The sequence below is a fragment of the Verrucosispora sp. ts21 genome (assembly GCF_002879555.1).
In the GTDB taxonomy this organism is placed as follows: Bacteria; Actinomycetota; Actinomycetes; order Mycobacteriales; family Micromonosporaceae; genus Micromonospora; species Micromonospora gifhornensis.
In genome coordinates this window covers 13,066-27,839 of record NZ_PNOZ01000047.1, presented here as the reverse complement: position 1 = coordinate 27,839, position 14,774 = coordinate 13,066, and the positions used below count along the sequence as shown (strand labels likewise).

The 14,774-nt window shown below is 72.9% G+C and carries 13 protein-coding genes; 3 read left to right on the top strand and 10 right to left on the bottom strand.

What is annotated here, in order from left to right:
- Window position 1: 1 nt before the first annotated feature.
- Window positions 2-1,447 (bottom strand): class I adenylate-forming enzyme family protein, encoded by a 1,446-nt coding sequence (locus C1A38_RS20270; protein ID WP_286047531.1) that lies wholly within the window; start codon window positions 1,445-1,447, stop codon window positions 2-4.
- Between the two features lie 37 nt (window positions 1,448-1,484).
- Window positions 1,485-1,742, bottom strand: coding sequence for an acyl carrier protein (locus C1A38_RS20265; protein ID WP_233196920.1), 258 nt, complete (start codon window positions 1,740-1,742; stop codon window positions 1,485-1,487).
- Between the two features lie 349 nt (window positions 1,743-2,091).
- On the opposite strand from C1A38_RS20265, the gene C1A38_RS20260 reads away from it, so the two are divergent.
- The gene (locus C1A38_RS20260; RefSeq protein WP_102659333.1) at window positions 2,092-3,384 is read left to right on the top strand and encodes a type III PLP-dependent enzyme; all 1,293 of its coding nucleotides are present in this window, start codon (window positions 2,092-2,094) and stop codon (window positions 3,382-3,384) included.
- A 74-nt stretch (window positions 3,385-3,458) separates the two neighbouring features.
- Here C1A38_RS20260 and C1A38_RS20255 read toward each other — a convergent pair whose 3' ends face one another.
- The 7 genes from C1A38_RS20255 to C1A38_RS20225 form a co-directional block, all read right to left on the bottom strand.
- Window positions 3,459-4,205, bottom strand: a complete 747-nt coding sequence (locus C1A38_RS20255; protein WP_102659332.1) for a 4'-phosphopantetheinyl transferase family protein — start codon at window positions 4,203-4,205, stop codon at window positions 3,459-3,461.
- Window positions 4,202-5,398 carry an acyl-CoA dehydrogenase family protein gene (locus tag C1A38_RS20250; RefSeq protein WP_102659331.1) on the bottom strand — a complete coding sequence of 399 codons (1,197 nt, stop codon included), beginning with the start codon at window positions 5,396-5,398 and terminating at the stop codon, window positions 4,202-4,204. The genes C1A38_RS20255 and C1A38_RS20250 overlap by 4 nt, the downstream gene beginning before the upstream one ends.
- Before the next feature lie 14 nt (window positions 5,399-5,412).
- Window positions 5,413-6,123, bottom strand: coding sequence for an acyl-CoA dehydrogenase family protein (locus C1A38_RS20245; protein WP_102659330.1), 711 nt, complete (start codon window positions 6,121-6,123; stop codon window positions 5,413-5,415).
- The gene (locus C1A38_RS20240; RefSeq protein WP_102659329.1) at window positions 6,120-6,998 is read right to left on the bottom strand and encodes a hypothetical protein; all 879 of its coding nucleotides are present in this window, start codon (window positions 6,996-6,998) and stop codon (window positions 6,120-6,122) included. The genes C1A38_RS20245 and C1A38_RS20240 overlap by 4 nt, the downstream gene beginning before the upstream one ends.
- The gene (locus C1A38_RS20235) at window positions 6,998-7,288 is read right to left on the bottom strand and encodes an acyl carrier protein (protein ID WP_102659328.1); all 291 of its coding nucleotides are present in this window, start codon (window positions 7,286-7,288) and stop codon (window positions 6,998-7,000) included. The genes C1A38_RS20240 and C1A38_RS20235 overlap by 1 nt, the downstream gene beginning before the upstream one ends.
- 121 nt (window positions 7,289-7,409) lie before the next feature.
- Entirely contained in the window at window positions 7,410-8,795 is a 1,386-nt protein-coding gene (locus C1A38_RS20230) for a preATP grasp domain-containing protein (RefSeq protein WP_102659327.1), read from the bottom strand.
- A 25-nt stretch (window positions 8,796-8,820) separates the two neighbouring features.
- Window positions 8,821-9,756 carry a 3-oxoacyl-[acyl-carrier-protein] synthase III C-terminal domain-containing protein gene (locus tag C1A38_RS20225; protein WP_102659326.1) on the bottom strand — a complete coding sequence of 312 codons (936 nt, stop codon included), beginning with the start codon at window positions 9,754-9,756 and terminating at the stop codon, window positions 8,821-8,823.
- Window positions 9,757-9,989: 233 nt separating this feature from the next.
- On the opposite strand from C1A38_RS20225, the gene C1A38_RS20220 reads away from it, so the two are divergent.
- Together C1A38_RS20220 and C1A38_RS20215 are read left to right on the top strand one after the other, a co-directional pair.
- Window positions 9,990-11,396, top strand: a complete 1,407-nt coding sequence (locus C1A38_RS20220) for an aldehyde dehydrogenase family protein (RefSeq protein ID WP_233196919.1) — start codon at window positions 9,990-9,992, stop codon at window positions 11,394-11,396.
- A 44-nt stretch (window positions 11,397-11,440) separates the two neighbouring features.
- Window positions 11,441-13,360, top strand: a complete 1,920-nt coding sequence (locus tag C1A38_RS20215) for a PhoX family protein (protein WP_199180266.1) — start codon at window positions 11,441-11,443, stop codon at window positions 13,358-13,360.
- 51 nt (window positions 13,361-13,411) lie between these two features.
- Here the strand turns inward: C1A38_RS20215 and C1A38_RS20210 are convergent, their stop codons facing one another.
- Window positions 13,412-14,770: a preATP grasp domain-containing protein gene (locus C1A38_RS20210; protein WP_102659325.1), complete on the bottom strand. Its 1,359-nt coding sequence runs from the start codon at window positions 14,768-14,770 to the stop codon at window positions 13,412-13,414.
- Between the last annotated feature and the right edge of the window lie 4 nt (window positions 14,771-14,774).

Here is a 14,774-nt window from a genome sequence, read left to right as displayed (position 1 = left end):
CTCAAACCTCGCTTCCGATCGGTACGGCGGTCACGGCCGCGATGACGGCCTGCCGGTCGACCTTGCCCATCGCGGTCCGGGGCAGCCGGTCCAGCGGATGGAGTTCGTGCGGCACCTCGTACGGGGCCAGACCACGCGCCCGGCAGTGTTCGGCGAGGTCCGCCCGGTCGGTGCCGGGTCCGAGCACCACCGCCGCGTGCACCCGCTGCTCCCCGTCGGCGTCGGTCAGGCCGAAGACGAAGGCCTCCCGCACCTCGGGGTGCTCGCCGAGGATCCGCGCCACCCGCGTCGGGTTGACCTTGCGGCCGCCGACGTTGACGAAGGTGTCCTTGCGGCCGAGCAGGTGCAGCCGGCCGTCGGCGTCGAGGCGGGCCAGGTCACCGGTGTCGTAGAACCCGTCCGGTGTGCACACCGGACCGGACCCGCCGAGATAGCCGTGGAACAGCGTCGGCGTGTACACCGACAGCTGGCCGGCGCCGGTCGGGTCGTCCGGCTCCGCGCGGGTCAGCCGCAGCCGTACCCCGGGCACCGGTACGCCGACCGACGGGTCGGGCAGCTCGCCGTCGAGGTCCGGCTGGTAGCTGATCAGGCCGGTTTCGGTGCTGCCGTAGAACTGGCGCACCGGTACACCGAGCACCGCGCGCGCCCGGACGCCGAGGTCGGCGGAAAGTGGTCCGCCCGACGACACCGCGGCCCGCAGCCGGGCCGGCGTGGGGCGGCGGTGCATGACCGGGGTGAGCAGCCGGTACACCTGCGGGGTGCCGAACAGCACGGTCGCCTCGGCGGCGAGCATGTCGGCGAGCCGACCCGGCTGGAACCGCTGCGTGGTACGCAGTTCGGCGCCGGAGACGATCGCCGCGGTGAGCGCGCCGACCAGGCCGAACGAGTGCGCCAACGGCACCGCGGCGACGACCACGTCGGCCGGGGTCAGGTCGAGGATCTGGCGGTAGGTGTGCCCGCCCTGCCACACGTTGGCCAGCGAATGACGAACGATCTTGGGTTCGCCGGCCGAACCGGAGGTCAGCTGGAGCACCTCGCCGAGGCGGCGGGCCCGGGGTGCGCTGGCTTCGTCGGGCTGGGCCCGGCAGCGCTCGTAGCTGAGGAAGGCGATCCCCGCGGGCTGGGTGCCGGCGGCGCGGGCCGGGCCGACCACGGTCCGTACGCCCGGGTTGCGGCTGGGCGCGAGCAGGTCGGCCAGGTGGGAGCTGACCTCCTCGACCGGCAGTACGTCCACACCGGCGGCGGTCAGCCCGATCAGGGTCGCCGCGCTGGCCGGGGTGTTGTCCACGATCAGCAGCACCGGGGCGGCCGGCTCCAGCGTCGCGGCGAAGCCCCGCACGGCGGACGCGGCGTCGTGCAGCTGCGCCCAGGTGGCGAGGTGGCCGCCGGTCGCCGTCGCGGTCCGCAGGGCCGCCGCATCGGCGCGCTCGTCGCTGCGTCGGCGCAGCTCGGTCAGCAGCTCGCCCGGGGCCGCACCGGTGCCGTCAATGACGCTGCCCTCCGCCGACCGGCCCCGGCACTGTCGCGTGGGCGGCGCAGACCGCCGCCAACCCGGCCGGGGTCGCGTCCTCGAAGATGGTCTCCAACAGAGTGGATCGCAGCGCCTCGGCGGCCTCCGGCCCGGCCGGCCGGCAGACGTCGACGAGTCGTTGCAGCACGTCGACGGCTCGGACGGAGTCGCCGCCGCAGTCGAAGAAGTCCTCGTCGGGGGCGAGCGGGTCGCGCAGCAGCGCCTCGCCCATCAGCTCACCAATCGTGGCGCTGACATCGGGTTGTCCGTTGCGCATATCGTCCCCGATCAGTTCGTGGTGGTGGGTGCACTCGGCGCCGGTGGCCGGGTGGGCGCGCCCCGACGCCGTATGCGTGCCCGGCCTCCCCGGGCGCCGTGCCACCAAGGTTCGCCCGCGCCGGGCTAGGGCAGAAGACGCGACTGAGCGCGCCACTGCCCTGCGCGAACGGGTATGGCGCAGGGGCGTCGACCGGTGTTCCGGTAGCTGCCCGCCCTGACCGTCCGAGCGCCCGTTGGCGGCTTGTCCTGGGCGGTACAGCGCCAAGAATGGCCAGGGACGGCAGAACCCGGGAGGCGGTGGCATGGCAGACGATGTCGACGTGCAGGGAGTGCGGTACGAGGAACTCGCGGCGCGGTACGGCACCCCGCTGTATGTATACGACTCGGCGGTGCTGGATGCCCAGTTCAGCCAGCTGCGGGCGGCGCTGGATCCCCGACTAGACTTCTTCTTCTCCCTGAAGGCAAACCCCAATGTGGCGATCTGCGCCCGGCTCGCCGGCCTCGGCGCGCACGCCGAGGTCTCGTCCCTCACCGAACTGCTCACCGCCCGCCGGGCCGGGGTGCGCCCGGAGAACATCATCTTCCTCGGCCCGGGTAAGAGCGCCGAGGAGTTGCAGGCCTGCCTGGCCCAGCGGATCCACGCGATCGTCTGCGAGTCCCTCGGTGAGCTGCGGCTCATCGACAGCCTGGCCCGGGCGGCGGGCACGATCGCTCCGGTGGCGCTACGGGTCAATCCGAACTTCAGCGTCAAGGGTTCGGGCCTGACCATGGGCGGACGGCCCCGGCAGTTCGGCATCGACGAGGACGAGCTGATGCGGCAGAACGGGCTGAGCAGCCGCTACCCCGGTGTCCGGCTGATGGGCGTACACGTCTACATGGGAACCCGCATCCTCGACCCAGGGGTGGTCGCGGACAACAGCCGGCGCATCTTCGAGCTGGCCGAGCGGCTCTCCGCGCGGCTCGACTTCCCGCTGGAACTGGTCGACGTCGGCGGCGGTCTGGGGGTCGCGTACTTCGACAACGAACAGGACCTCGACGTCGACACCCTCGCCGGTCTGCTCAACCCGGTGCTCGGCGAGTTCCGGGCCCGGCACCCCGGTACCCGGTTGGTGATGGAACTGGGGCGCTACCTGACCGCACCGAGCGGCATCTACGTGGTCCGGGTCCGCTACCTCAAGAGTTCGCTCGGTCAACGGTTCGCGGTCACCGACGGCGGCACCCACCACCACATGGCGGCGGTCGGCATCGGCTCCTACGTCAAGCGCAACTTCCCGATCCGGTTGCTGGGCACGGCCACCGGAGCGGCGGAGCCGTGGCAGGTGACCGGGCCGCTGTGTACGCCCAACGACACGCTCGGCAAGAACGTCATGCTTCCGCCGCTGCGTACCGGCGATCTGCTCGGTGTGCTCCGGTCCGGAGCGTACGGGCCGACCGCCTCACCAGTGCAGTTCCTCAGCCACGGCTACCCCGCGGAGGTCCTGGTCCACGATGGACGGCCCTACCTGGTGCGCGAGCGCGACCGCCCCGAGGACATGATGCGCCGCCAGCACCTGCCGGGCGCGCTGCGGGCCCGACCGGCCGTGCCGGTGCGCTGACGGCGGGGTCGGCCGGGTGATCGGCCTCGCCAGCGGGCGGCCGGTCACGGCGGACATCGGCGGGTGACCTGGGGTCACCCGCCGAACGCGTCGTTGTTTGGCGACGCGAGCATCGCGCCGGTCGACACCCGGGCGAGGTCCACCGGGCGGCAGTGCCGGTACTCGATGTCGAACGGCTCGGTGCCGGCCAGCGCGACGCTGCCCCGGTAGCCGGGTGGCACCCGCAGGTCGCGTACCCGCCACGGGCCCGGGAGCCGTCCGCCGGGCTGCTGCACGAGCAGCCCGTCGGGGCCCGCCACCGGTAGGTCGAGCCCGTTCAACAGGCGGTCCCCAGCGGCCTTGACGCACGCCTCCTTGCGGGTCCAGAGCGTCAGGTGCAGCGCGGTCCGCTCGGCCGGTGCGGCCGTGGCGACCAACCGCGCCTCGGCCGGCGGAAAGTAGCGGCGGGCGAACGGCTCGACCAGTCGGCCGGGACGGGCCTGTTCGACGTCGACGCCGACGTCGCGTTCGGCGCTCACCGCCAGCAGCGCGCACCGTCCGGAGTGCGAAATGTTGAAGCGCGGCCCGTCGTCGTCAAGCAACGGCTTGCCCCATCGCCCGGTACGCAGCGGCACCCGCGCGGCCGGTTCTGTCCGGTAGGCGCCGAGGATGACCCGCAGCGACCCGTACACGGCCAGGAAGCGGCGCCGTAAGGCCCGGTCGGCGTAGCCGTCCCGGCGGGCCCGCTCGGCCGGGCTCAGCAGTTCATCGAAGACCCGGGCCTGCGACGCGGGCAGTTCCAGCCCGAGCCGCCAGACGTGTACCACGCCGGGTGCGGTCACCGGCCACCCGTCGTGGCGGCGGCGCCGGCGGACGGGTACCCGTCGAAGGCGCCACGGTCCAGTGCGGCCGCCACCGCCAGCCGTTGCACGTTGCCGGTGCCCTCCATGTACTCCAGCGCCCCGGCGTCCCGCGCGAACTTGTCCAGCAGCGGCTGGTCGAGTCGGGCGCCCGGCCCAAAGCTGCCCAGCGCCCACCTGGTCACACCGATGGCCAACCGGGTGGCCCGCAGCTTCGCGGCCGAGGCGAGGTGCCCGCTGCCGCTGTCGGCGTCGACCGCCACGGCCGCCCGGCGGGTCAGCCGGCGTACCCCCTCGATCTCCCCCGCGACCCGCGCCAGCACGTCGCGTTCGTCCGGGCGCAGCACGCGGCGGTGTTCGCGGACGTAGTCGCAGGCGGCCTGTGCCAGTCCCACGGCCATCGCCGCCACCGTGGGACGCAGCAGGTTGAACGTCCGCTGCCAGCCCCAACTGCCCCGGCGCATCGGTGAGAGGTGCCGCCCGAGCAACTGCTCGGCGGCGATCGGCACCGCGTCGAGGTGCAGCGCGCCGAGCTGGGCGCCACGCACCCCGAGGGTGGGCACGGCGGTGGCGGTGAAGCCGGCGGCGGTGGTGTCGACCAGCGCCGCGCCGAGGCCGAGGGGCCCATCGCCGGTGCGGTGGAACACCACTCCCATGGACGCGCGCAGGGCGTTGCTGATGTAGCGCTTGCGCCCGGTCAGGCGCCAACCGGAACCGTCGGTAGACTCGGTGGCACGGGTACGCAGACCGGCGGCGTCGGTGCCGCCGTCAGGCTCGGTGAGGGCGAAGAAGGTCCAGGTGGGTCGGGCCAGGAGCCGGCCGTAGAACCATTCCTGCTGGCTGCGGTCGCCGATGGCGGCGACGAGTACGCCGGACATCGACGCGCCGGGTAGCGCCAGCATCATGCCCAGGTCGCCGCGGGCGATCTCCTCGCAGAACACCACCCGCTCCAGCGCCGAGGTGAGCAGGAAGCGTTCACCCGCCAGGACCAGCGGCGCCGGGTTGAACGCGGCCGGGATCTGCAGGTGGGCCGCGTGGTGGAACGCGGGCGCGTCGAGCAGCCGCAGCACCACGTCGGGATCGCCGTCCAGGTCCAGGGCGTACGGGCGCAACTCGGCGGCCCAACCACGGGCGTGCCGGCGCAGCAGCCGCAGCCGGTCGTCGAGCTGGGGCACGGGTGGTCACCTCCTCACGTCGGCGGCCGCACGTCGTGGTGGGCCGGCAGGTACACGTCGGCGAGCAGGTGGGACAGGTACACGGCCCGTCCGGGGCCGTCCTGGGTGAACCCGGCGGCGCCGAGTACCGGCAGCAGCGCGTGGTCCGCGGCGGTCAGCTGGTGGTGCGCCTGCACCAGGTCGGCGACCGATTCGGCGGACGGGTCCGGGTCGGATTCGGCGGGCCGGTCCGCGTCGGTCAGCAGCGCCTGGACGGTGAGCTGGTCGGTGACCGCCTCGGCGAGGGCGGCCTGCACGAGCTGCTGGCGCAGCAGGGGACCGTCGGCGGCCCGCCGGCCGGCCAGGTGGGCGCGGATCCTGTCCAGCAGCCCCGCCGAGCTGCCCAGCCGCAGCCAAGCCAGGCCGAGCAGCCAGATCCGGTACGACGCCCACCCGGACCGGTCCGGGCCGGGCAGTCCGCGCAAGGCCGTCAGGTCGGCGTCGCGCACCGGCGCGGGCAGGGCGACGGTGGTGACACCGGCGAGCCCGCGCAGCGGTGTCCCGCCGGGCCACACCCGCTCGGCGGCGCGGCCGACCGGACCTGGTGCCAGTGCCTGACCGGTGGGTCCGGCGACCAGCGAACCCCCGGCGATCCGGTCGTAGAGGTCGGCGAGAGCGGCCTCGACACCGTACGACCGGGCCCGGTCGTACGGTCGGGTCCACTGGGCCACGGCATCGACAGTCATCCCTTTCCCCCGGCCGGGACGTCAAGCAGGCAGGTGGCGAGCCGCTCCTGGTCGGCGTCGTGGTCGGCGATCAGGACGCGCGCCCCGTCGACCTGCCACTGTGGCAGCCGGGCGGCCACCTCCTGCCAGACTCCGGTGACCGGTTGCCCGAGCGGCGCCGGCAGCACCAGGGTGTCGTCCGGCACCGTGGGCAGTCGCCCGGCCAGGCCCGCCCCCGTTACGAGTACCTGCGGTTTCTGTTCGGCCAGCGCCTCGGCGAGGGCCGCCTGCGGCGTCCGGGACACCGTCGGCGCACTGCTCGGCGGGTACAGCCGGCCGCCGTCGGCCACGGGGTCGAACGCCAGCACGACCACCGCGTCGCGCGCGACGCGCAGCCGCTGCGGCACCGGCAGGTCGTGCAGCAACACAGACTGATCGACCACGACGAGTAGCAGCCGGCCAGCACCGTCGCGGCGGGACCGGTTGGCCAGCACCTGTAGCGCCGTGAACGCGGTGACCAGGCCCTGGTCGAGTACGGCGAAGGCGAGCCCGGCGTCGGGCACCAGGTTGCTCAGGTGGCACATCGGGAAGCCCGGCTGCGAGTCGGGGGTGGCGGCGGCGAGGACGGCCAGGTCGAACCCGTCGGCGTACGGACGCAGCCGGGGCAGGACCGCGGTGAGCATGTCGGTGAAGGAGTTGCGTCGCCCCTCGAACGCGTCGGGCGGGCAGGTCGTGCCGTAGGAACGCATCAGGTCCGGGTAGTAGATGTGGTCGTCGTTGCCGAACGGCCCACCGGGACCGAACACCTGGTGCACCGCCCGGGCGAGGCCGAGTGGTGCGGCATGCCCCACCGGGGTGCCGGTCTGCGACCGACGCCCCGGCGCGGTGACGTACATCAGGCGTTCTCCTCAACCTGGCCGGCGACGTAGGCGACGAGCGCGCCGACGGTCTCGAAGTCGGCCGGTTCCAGGGTGTCGGTGTCGAACTCGACGTCCAGCTCCGCCTCCAGTTGGATGAGCAGTTCCAGCACGCTGGTGGAGTCGAAGGAGAGGTCTTCGAAGAGCCGTAGCTGGGTGGAGATGCTCGCCGGGTCGCGGCTCAACATCTGCCCGAGGGCACCGACCACCACGTTAGTGATGTCACCGGCGACAGCCTGCGGAGCAGCACCGATGGTCGCGTCACTCATGTCGTCTCCCTGTCTGGTCGCGGTCCCCGCCGAGCGGACGGGACCGGTGGGGTGGGCCGATGCGGGGCGCATCGGCCCGGGGTACGGCGGAGCTGATCGGCCGACGCCGATCGGCTGGTGGCTAGGATTGCGCGACGGTCGCGGAGCAGTTCCGCAACCGTTCGGTGACCTCCCGGTCGAGGGCGGCGACCTGCTGGGCGGAGTCGGCGGCCACCACGCCGTAGAGCCGACCGCCGAAGTCGGTACCCGCACCGCTGGCGGCGTTCACGGTGGCGAAATTGTTGATCACCAGGCCGGGCCGGTCCGGCCGGTCGGCGAGTACGCCGTCCAGCAGTGCCCGCAGCTCGCCGAAGGGCAGCGCTCTGGTCAGCCGCAGGGGGTACTGCCGGGCCAACGCGACCGTGTCCGGGCCGAACCAGGTCCGCCGCAGCCGCTCCTGGTAGGTGGACATGTTGTTGCGCGCGTTGATCTCGATCATCGGGTAGAGCCGGCCGTCGGTGGTGGTCAGGGCGTCCACCCCGACCACCCCGAAGTACCCGTCGGCGGCCAGGCGGCGGCCGATCGCCGCGGCGGCGGAACGTACCTGCCGGTGCTGCGGTTCCGTCAGGGGCGCCGGCATGCGATGCCCCTGGTGCACGCCGTCGCTGGTGATCGCCTCCTTGATCACGTCGAAGTGCACGTCACCGGCGCGGTCGACGGTCAGCTGGTAGTTGAGGTCGTGGCGCTTGGGCAGCCATTCCTCCATGACCAGGCCGACCCGGCCGGCGTCGCGGCGGGCCCGGCGGGCGATCAGCGCGTGCAGTTGCGCGAGTCGCCGGGTGTCGCGGACCACCATGATGCCCCGGCCGGAGACACCGAAGGCGTCCTTGAGGACGACCGGCCGTCCGGCGTCCAACCAGCTGCCGGCGCGTCGGATCGCCCGGTCCAGCTCGTCGAGGTCGCGGCAGACCGTGCCCTCCGGCTGCGGCAGCCCCACCTCGTCGGCGAGCAACCGGCTATAGATCTTGCTGTTGACCCGCTTGCAGACGGCGGCCGTCGGTGCCGCCAGCGGCAGCCCGGCGAGTTCCGCCAGGCGTTCCTCGACCACCGACACGCCGTGCGGCCACAGGTGCGCACCGGTAGCGACCAACCCGCCGAGCGTGGCCACCAGCCGCGGATCGGCCACTGCGTCCTCGCTCACCGTGCGCTGCGGCTGCCCGGTGGCGACGGTCAGGATCCGGGGCAGCGCCAGTCCCAGGCCGCCGAGGTAGCGCAGGTACTCCTCGTCGGGCGCGGCCTTGAGCACGACGTGGTCGTCCGGGCCGGCGAGCAACAGCGCGCATTCGTCCATCCGGTTCACGATGACCCGGCTGGCGGGCATCACGATCCCAGGCAGGCCCGCTTCGCCCTTCGCCCAGTGGTCCTCGACCTCGAAGTTACCGAGCAGCACGAGGGGACGGTCGGCGGCGCCGGTCAGCGCGGTACGCAACAGCGCGAGGACATCACCGCTGAGTGTGTGCGTATGCACGTGTCGCTCTCCAGGCTCGGGGGGTTCAGTGGACGAGGACCATGGCGGAGACGGTGGCGCCGAGCCCCACCGACGTCATCAGGTACGGGTCGCCGGGCGCGAGCCGGCCCTGTTCGCAGGCCAGCTGGTAGGCGGCGAAGGAGTCCGCGGCGAAGCAGTGCCCGGTGCTCGGGAGGTTGTCCAGAACCAGCCGCTCGGCGCTGCGGATGTTCAGCAGCCGGAGCACCCGCAGCCAGGACAGCCGGTTGACGTTGTGCGGCAGGATCGTCCCGATCTGGTCGAGGTCCAGACCGGACTCCTCCACCGCGGCCCGCACCACCTCGGCGACCATGACCGGGTAGTCGTCCCGGAAGGCCGCCGCGTCCGGCTCCGACATCCACGGTCCGGCGGAAAACCGGCCGTAGGTGCCGGCCGCGTAGGAGAGCACCCGGTCCCGCCGGCCGTGCGCGCTGACCAGCACCGCCGAACAGCCCTCCCCCATCACGCCGGTGCCGGAGATGACCTGGGCGGAGGCGGTGAAGGCCTTCTCTCCGGTGAGCACCAGCGCCAGTGCCGCGGGGTCGGGGTCGTCGGCCAGCAGCGTGCCGGCGAGGTCGACGGCGAGCAGGCCGGACGCGCAGGCATGCTGGCTGACGGTGAACGTGGTGGCGTGGGCCAGGCCCAGCCGGCGGGCGGCCTCCCGTACCGGGTTGACCGGGTACGGCGCCACCACCGGCATGGTCCGGGCGTGCAGTACGTAGCGGACCAGGTGCTCCCGGCCGGCCAGCTCGGCCATCCCGGCGCCCCCGCCGACCAGCAGGTCGGCCAGGCTGCCCTGCGGGTCGAGTCGCACCTCGCGGAAGCCGTAGAACCGCTCGTGCATCCGGATCTGCGCCGCCGAGAACCCGTAGTCGGCCAGGCAGTCGCCCACCGGCACCCGATTCGGTGGCAGGTACGTGTGCACTGCCTCGATGGACGTCACCTGGCCCCCTTCCGCCGATGCCGGCCCGTTCGAGGTAGCGGCGGCGCCGGGCCGGGACCGCCGTACGCCACTGACCCTCCCGCGCACCGGGTGCACCGGAAAGCCGCCGACGGGCGCTCCAAACCCCTAGCCGGACGAGCATGCCCGCAAGCGGGGTTCCTGGGCGCGGTGATCGACGCGAAGACTGGCCTGGTCCGCCGACCGGGCCGGCCAGGCCAGTGGGGAGAGTGTCCGTGATCATTCCGATGACCATCGCGGGACGTTCGGCGCACTCCCCCGATCGGATGCCGGTGGAGAACCCAGCCACCACCGAGGTTTTCACCGAGGCGCCACGGTGCACGGCCACACAGCTCGACGACGCGGTCCTGGGTGCCACCGCCGCCTTTGGCCACTGGTCCCGTACCGACGCCGACTCGCGGCGGGCGGCGCTGCTGGCCTGCGGCGCGGCGTTGGCGCGGGCGGGCGACGAGGTGGCCGAGCTGCTCACCGCCGAACAGGGCAAGCCGTTACGGCAGGCCCGGGCGGAGGTGACGCTCGCCGCCGACTGGTTCGGCCACACCGCCGAGCTGTCGTTACCCCGGCAGGAGCTGGTCGCCGAGGAGACCGTCGAGGCCACGATGGACCGGACGCCGGTGGGACCAGTCGCGGCGATCGCCCCCAGCAACTATCCGATCATCCTGGCCGTCACCAAGATCGCACCGGCGCTGTTGGCCGGCAACACGGTGGTACTCAAACCGTCACCGGTCACCCCGCTGTCCAGCCTGCGGATGGGACAGTTGCTGGCCGAGGCGCTGCCGCCGGGCGTACTGAACACGATCAGCGGAGACGGTGCCCTCGGACCGGCGTTGGTGGAGCACCCGGCGATCCGGATGATCTCCTTCACCGGTTCGGTCCGCTCCGGGCGGGCCATCGCGCGCCGCGCCGCCGACTCATTCAAGCGGGTGGTCCTGGAGCTGGGCGGGAACGACCCGTGCATCGTGCTGCCCGGCACTCGGATCGACCGGGTCGCCGGGGAGATCTTCCGGCGCGCCACCGTCAACAGTGGTCAGTTCTGCGCAGCGATCAAGCGGGTGTACGTGTCGGCCGGGCAGGCGGCCGAGCTGACCGAGGCGCTGCACGCCGAGGCGAAGGCGGCGGTGGTCGGCGACGGTCGTGATCCGCGCACCGACCTCGGTCCGCTGGTCAGCCAGGCCCAGCTCGCGCACGTACACCGGTTGGTGGAGTCGGCGGCGGGAGCCGGCGCCCGGGTGGTGACCGGCGGCGGGGCACTGCCCCGTGCCGGACACTTCTATCCGCCGACCGTGGTGAGCGACCTGCCCCCGGGCACCGACCTGGAGCAGGACGAGCAGTTCGGGCCGGTGGTGCCGGTCATCGGCTACCACGACCTCGACGAGGCGTTGGCCCGGGCCAACGGCACCCGTTTCGCCCTGGGTGGTTCGGTCTGGGGCGAGCCGGCCGTGGCCCGGGCCCTGGCCGCCCGCCTCGAGTGCGGCACCGCCTGGGTCAACACCCACGGTGACCTGCGCCACGACGTCCCCTTCGGCGGTCTCCGGGAATCCGGCAGCGGCGTGGAGTACGGCCTCTGGGGGCTGTTGGAGTACACCAACATCAAGATCACCCATGCCGTGCGACGGCCCTGAACAGCGGGAACCCGCCGCCGGCCCATCCCTCCTGGAGGTCAACCTTGTCCAGCGCAGTCACCTCGTCAGATCCCCAGCCGTATCCGGAGTCGGACGACATCAGCTCCAACCCGTCCAGTAACCGGCTCTTCCAGGAGGTGGTCGCCACCCGGCTGTCCCGCCGTACCGCGCTGACCGGCGGCGTCGTGGCGGCCGCCGGCTTCCTGGGCGCGGGCGTAGCCGGCCCCGGTACGGCGGCCGCCGCCGGGGCGCGGCACCGCCGACGGCTGCTGAACTTCCCGGCGGTCCCGATCAGCTCCGCGGACACCCTCACCGTCGCCGACGGATACACCGCGGAGGTCCTCATCCCCTGGGGCACCCCGATCCGGGCGAACGGGCCGGCCTGGCGCCGAGACGCCTCGAACTCCGCGGCCGACCAGGCCAGGCAGATCGGCATGGGCCACGACGGCATGCAGTACTTCCCGTTGGGCCCCGACCGTGGCCTGCTGGTCCTCAACCACGAGTACGCCGACCAGGTGCTGCTCTTCCCCGACGGCGACGCGGTCATGACCCCGGAGAAGGTGGCCAAGTCGCTGGCGGCGCACGGCGTCAGCGTGGTGGAGATCGCGCTGCGCCGGGGACGGTGGCAACTGGTGGACTCCCGGTACAACCGGCGGATCACCACGGACACCCCGGTACGTTTCTCCGGCCCGCTCTCGGGCAATCACCCCGCCTTGCAGACCGGGGCCGAGCCGCGCGGCACGCTGAACAACTGCTCGTGCGGCGCCACCCCGTGGGGCACCTACCTGACCTGCGAGGAGAACTTCAACGAGTACTTCGCCACCGAGGACCCGACCTGGGAGCCCACGCCGGAGCAGGCCCGGTACGGCGTGACCCGGTGGGGCTACGGGTACCGGTGGCACCACGGGAATCCGCGCTTCGACCTCGCGGCGACCCCCAACGAGCCGAACCGATTTGGCTGGGTGGTAGAGATCGACCCGCGCGACCCGAACAGCAAGCCGGTGAAGCGCACCGCGCTGGGACGGATCAAGCACGAGACAGCCACGGTGACGGAGTCCCGGGGCCGGGTGGTGGTCTACACCGGCGACGACCAGGTCGGCGAGTACATCTACAAGTTCGTCAGCTCCGGCCGGTGGCGGACCATGCGGGCGACCGGCCGGCACCCGCTGGACCACGGCACCCTCTACGTGGCCCGCTTCGACGACGACGGCACCGGTCGCTGGTTGCCGCTCAAGCACGGCACCGGCCCGCTGACCACGGCCAACGGCTGGCGCGACCAGGCCGACGTGCTGCTGCGAACCCGGCAGGCCGCCGACGCGGTCGGTGCCACGCCAATGGACCGGCCGGAGTGGATCGCGGTACACCCGAACACCAACGACGTGTACGTCACGCTGAGCAACGGCACCGGGTTCCCGAACGCGGCCAATCCCCGGCGGCCCAACCCGTTCGGTCACATCGTCCGGTGGCGGGAGCGGCACGCGGACGCCACCGCCACCTCCTTCGAGTGGGACATCTTCCTCCTGGCGGGCGATCCCGAATTCGACCCGAGCGTGCCGCTCGACGCGACGAGCAAGTTCGGCTCGCCGGACGGCCTGGCCATCGACCGCGACGGACGGATGTGGATCCAGAGCGACATCTCCAACTCGTCGCTGAGCAATCCCCAGACGTACTACGTCTACCTGGGCAACAACGCGCTGTTGGCGGCCGACCCGGTCACCGGCGAGGTCCGCCGCTTCGCGGTCGGTCCGCGCGGCTGCGAGCTGTCCGGCATCGCCTTCACCCCGGACCACCGGACCATGTTCATCAATGTGCAGCACCCGGGTGAGGCGGTGCCCACCCTGGAACGGCCCTCGCCGGCGAACCCCCAGTCGGTGAGCAGCTGGCCCGACCGTGACCCGAAGGGGCGTCCCCGCTCGGCGACCGTGGCGATCCGGCGCCGCGACGGCGGCGTGATCGGCCGCTGATCCCGCACACCGCAGCGGGCCGGGGGACACCACTCCCGCGGCCCGCTGCGGTCACCCGGCCGATGGCACCGCGGCGGCGGTCGGCCGGCGGACCCGCTCCCCGCCGCCGACCGCGGCGGTCAACTCCCGCGCGGCGTCCTCGACGACCTGCCGCGCCTGCGCCGCATCGGTTCCCGGAGCCATCAGGGACAGCACCGGCTGCCGAAAGCCCAGCCCGCGCACCGACGTCGGATGGATCCGCACTCCGGCATCCCAGAGCCGGGCGAGCACCGGCCGCACGTCGCCGAGATAGGACAGTGGCCCGCGGGTGCCGAGCGTGACCGCGTCGTGGGAGAAGACCACCTGGTCGGTGGCGCCCCACCGCCGCAGCATGGCGATCGCCGCCATGGCACCGCTGCGCCGGGCGTTGATCTCGGTCACGTAGTAGGTGCCGTCGTCGGCGAGGACGAAGTCCACGCACATCCAGCCGCGGAAGCCCCGGGCGTGCGCGGCGGCCCCGATGTCGCGGCCGATCCGGGTCATCCGGTCCGCCTCGGCCGCGGGCACCGAGGCGGTTCCGACGTGTACGCCCCGGACCCGGGAGACGTCCACCGCCATCGCGGTGGGCACGATCTCCCGGACCCCGTCGTCGTCGATCCGCAGGTCCACCGCGGGGCAGCCGACGCCGGGCCGGTGCGCCACGAACTGCTGCACCAGCAGCGGGAAGGTCCGCAGGAAAGGGTCCCGCTCCACGGCGCTCCACAGCGCCCCGACGCCCCGGGCGTCGTGCTGCAACACCACCGAGCCGTCGCCGCCGACGCCGTACGGGCTGCGCACGATGACCCGCCCGTGCCGGGTCAACAGGTGCTCAACCGCGCCCCGCAGCTCCGTGTTGTCGACCACCAACAGGCCGGGCGGCACCCGCACCTCGGACACCTCACGGGCCAGGTCGAGGCAGCTCAGCTTCGAATCCAGGTACCGGCTGACCCAGTAGTCGCGTTCCGGCACCCCGTCGAGGCGTACCGCCAGCCCCCACCCCCGCAGGGTCGCCGCGAGCAGGTAGACCTCCGCGGTCGCCCCCCAGGTGACCAGCCGCGCCTCGTCGTGGCCGGTCAACAGCGAGCGGAGACGGGCCAGCGCGGCGCCGTCGGCGAGCAGGTCCCGGGCCACCATTCCGCTGACGGGGGCCGGCGAGACGACCGGCGGCGCCGGCTCGTCCAGCAGCCGGTGTACGTCGGCGTACCAGTGCCGGTCATACCCCTCGGGCAGCACCAGCACCCGTCGCCGGCTGCTCCAGTAGACCGCGTAGTCGCCGAGATGCCCGGCCAGGCGGGTGACGACGTCGGTGACGGCCGGGCCCAGGGAGACGGCCGGGTTGCGGGTGTTGAACTCGGCCACATTGGGCACGACGACGTCGATCGGCTCTGTCATGCGG

Coding starts and splice junctions, on each gene's coding strand:
- C1A38_RS20235 (WP_102659328.1), bottom strand. CDS start 7,288: ATGAGTGACGCGACCATCGGTGCTGCTCCGCAGGCTGTCGCCGGTGAC.
- C1A38_RS20265 (WP_233196920.1), bottom strand. CDS start 1,742: ATGGGCGAGGCGCTGCTGCGCGACCCGCTCGCCCCCGACGAGGACTTC.
- C1A38_RS20210 (WP_102659325.1), bottom strand. CDS start 14,770: ATGACAGAGCCGATCGACGTCGTCGTGCCCAATGTGGCCGAGTTCAAC.
- C1A38_RS20245 (WP_102659330.1), bottom strand. CDS start 6,123: ATGACTGTCGATGCCGTGGCCCAGTGGACCCGACCGTACGACCGGGCC.
- C1A38_RS20240 (WP_102659329.1), bottom strand. CDS start 6,998: ATGTACGTCACCGCGCCGGGGCGTCGGTCGCAGACCGGCACCCCGGTG.
- C1A38_RS20260 (WP_102659333.1), top strand. CDS start 2,092: ATGGCAGACGATGTCGACGTGCAGGGAGTGCGGTACGAGGAACTCGCG.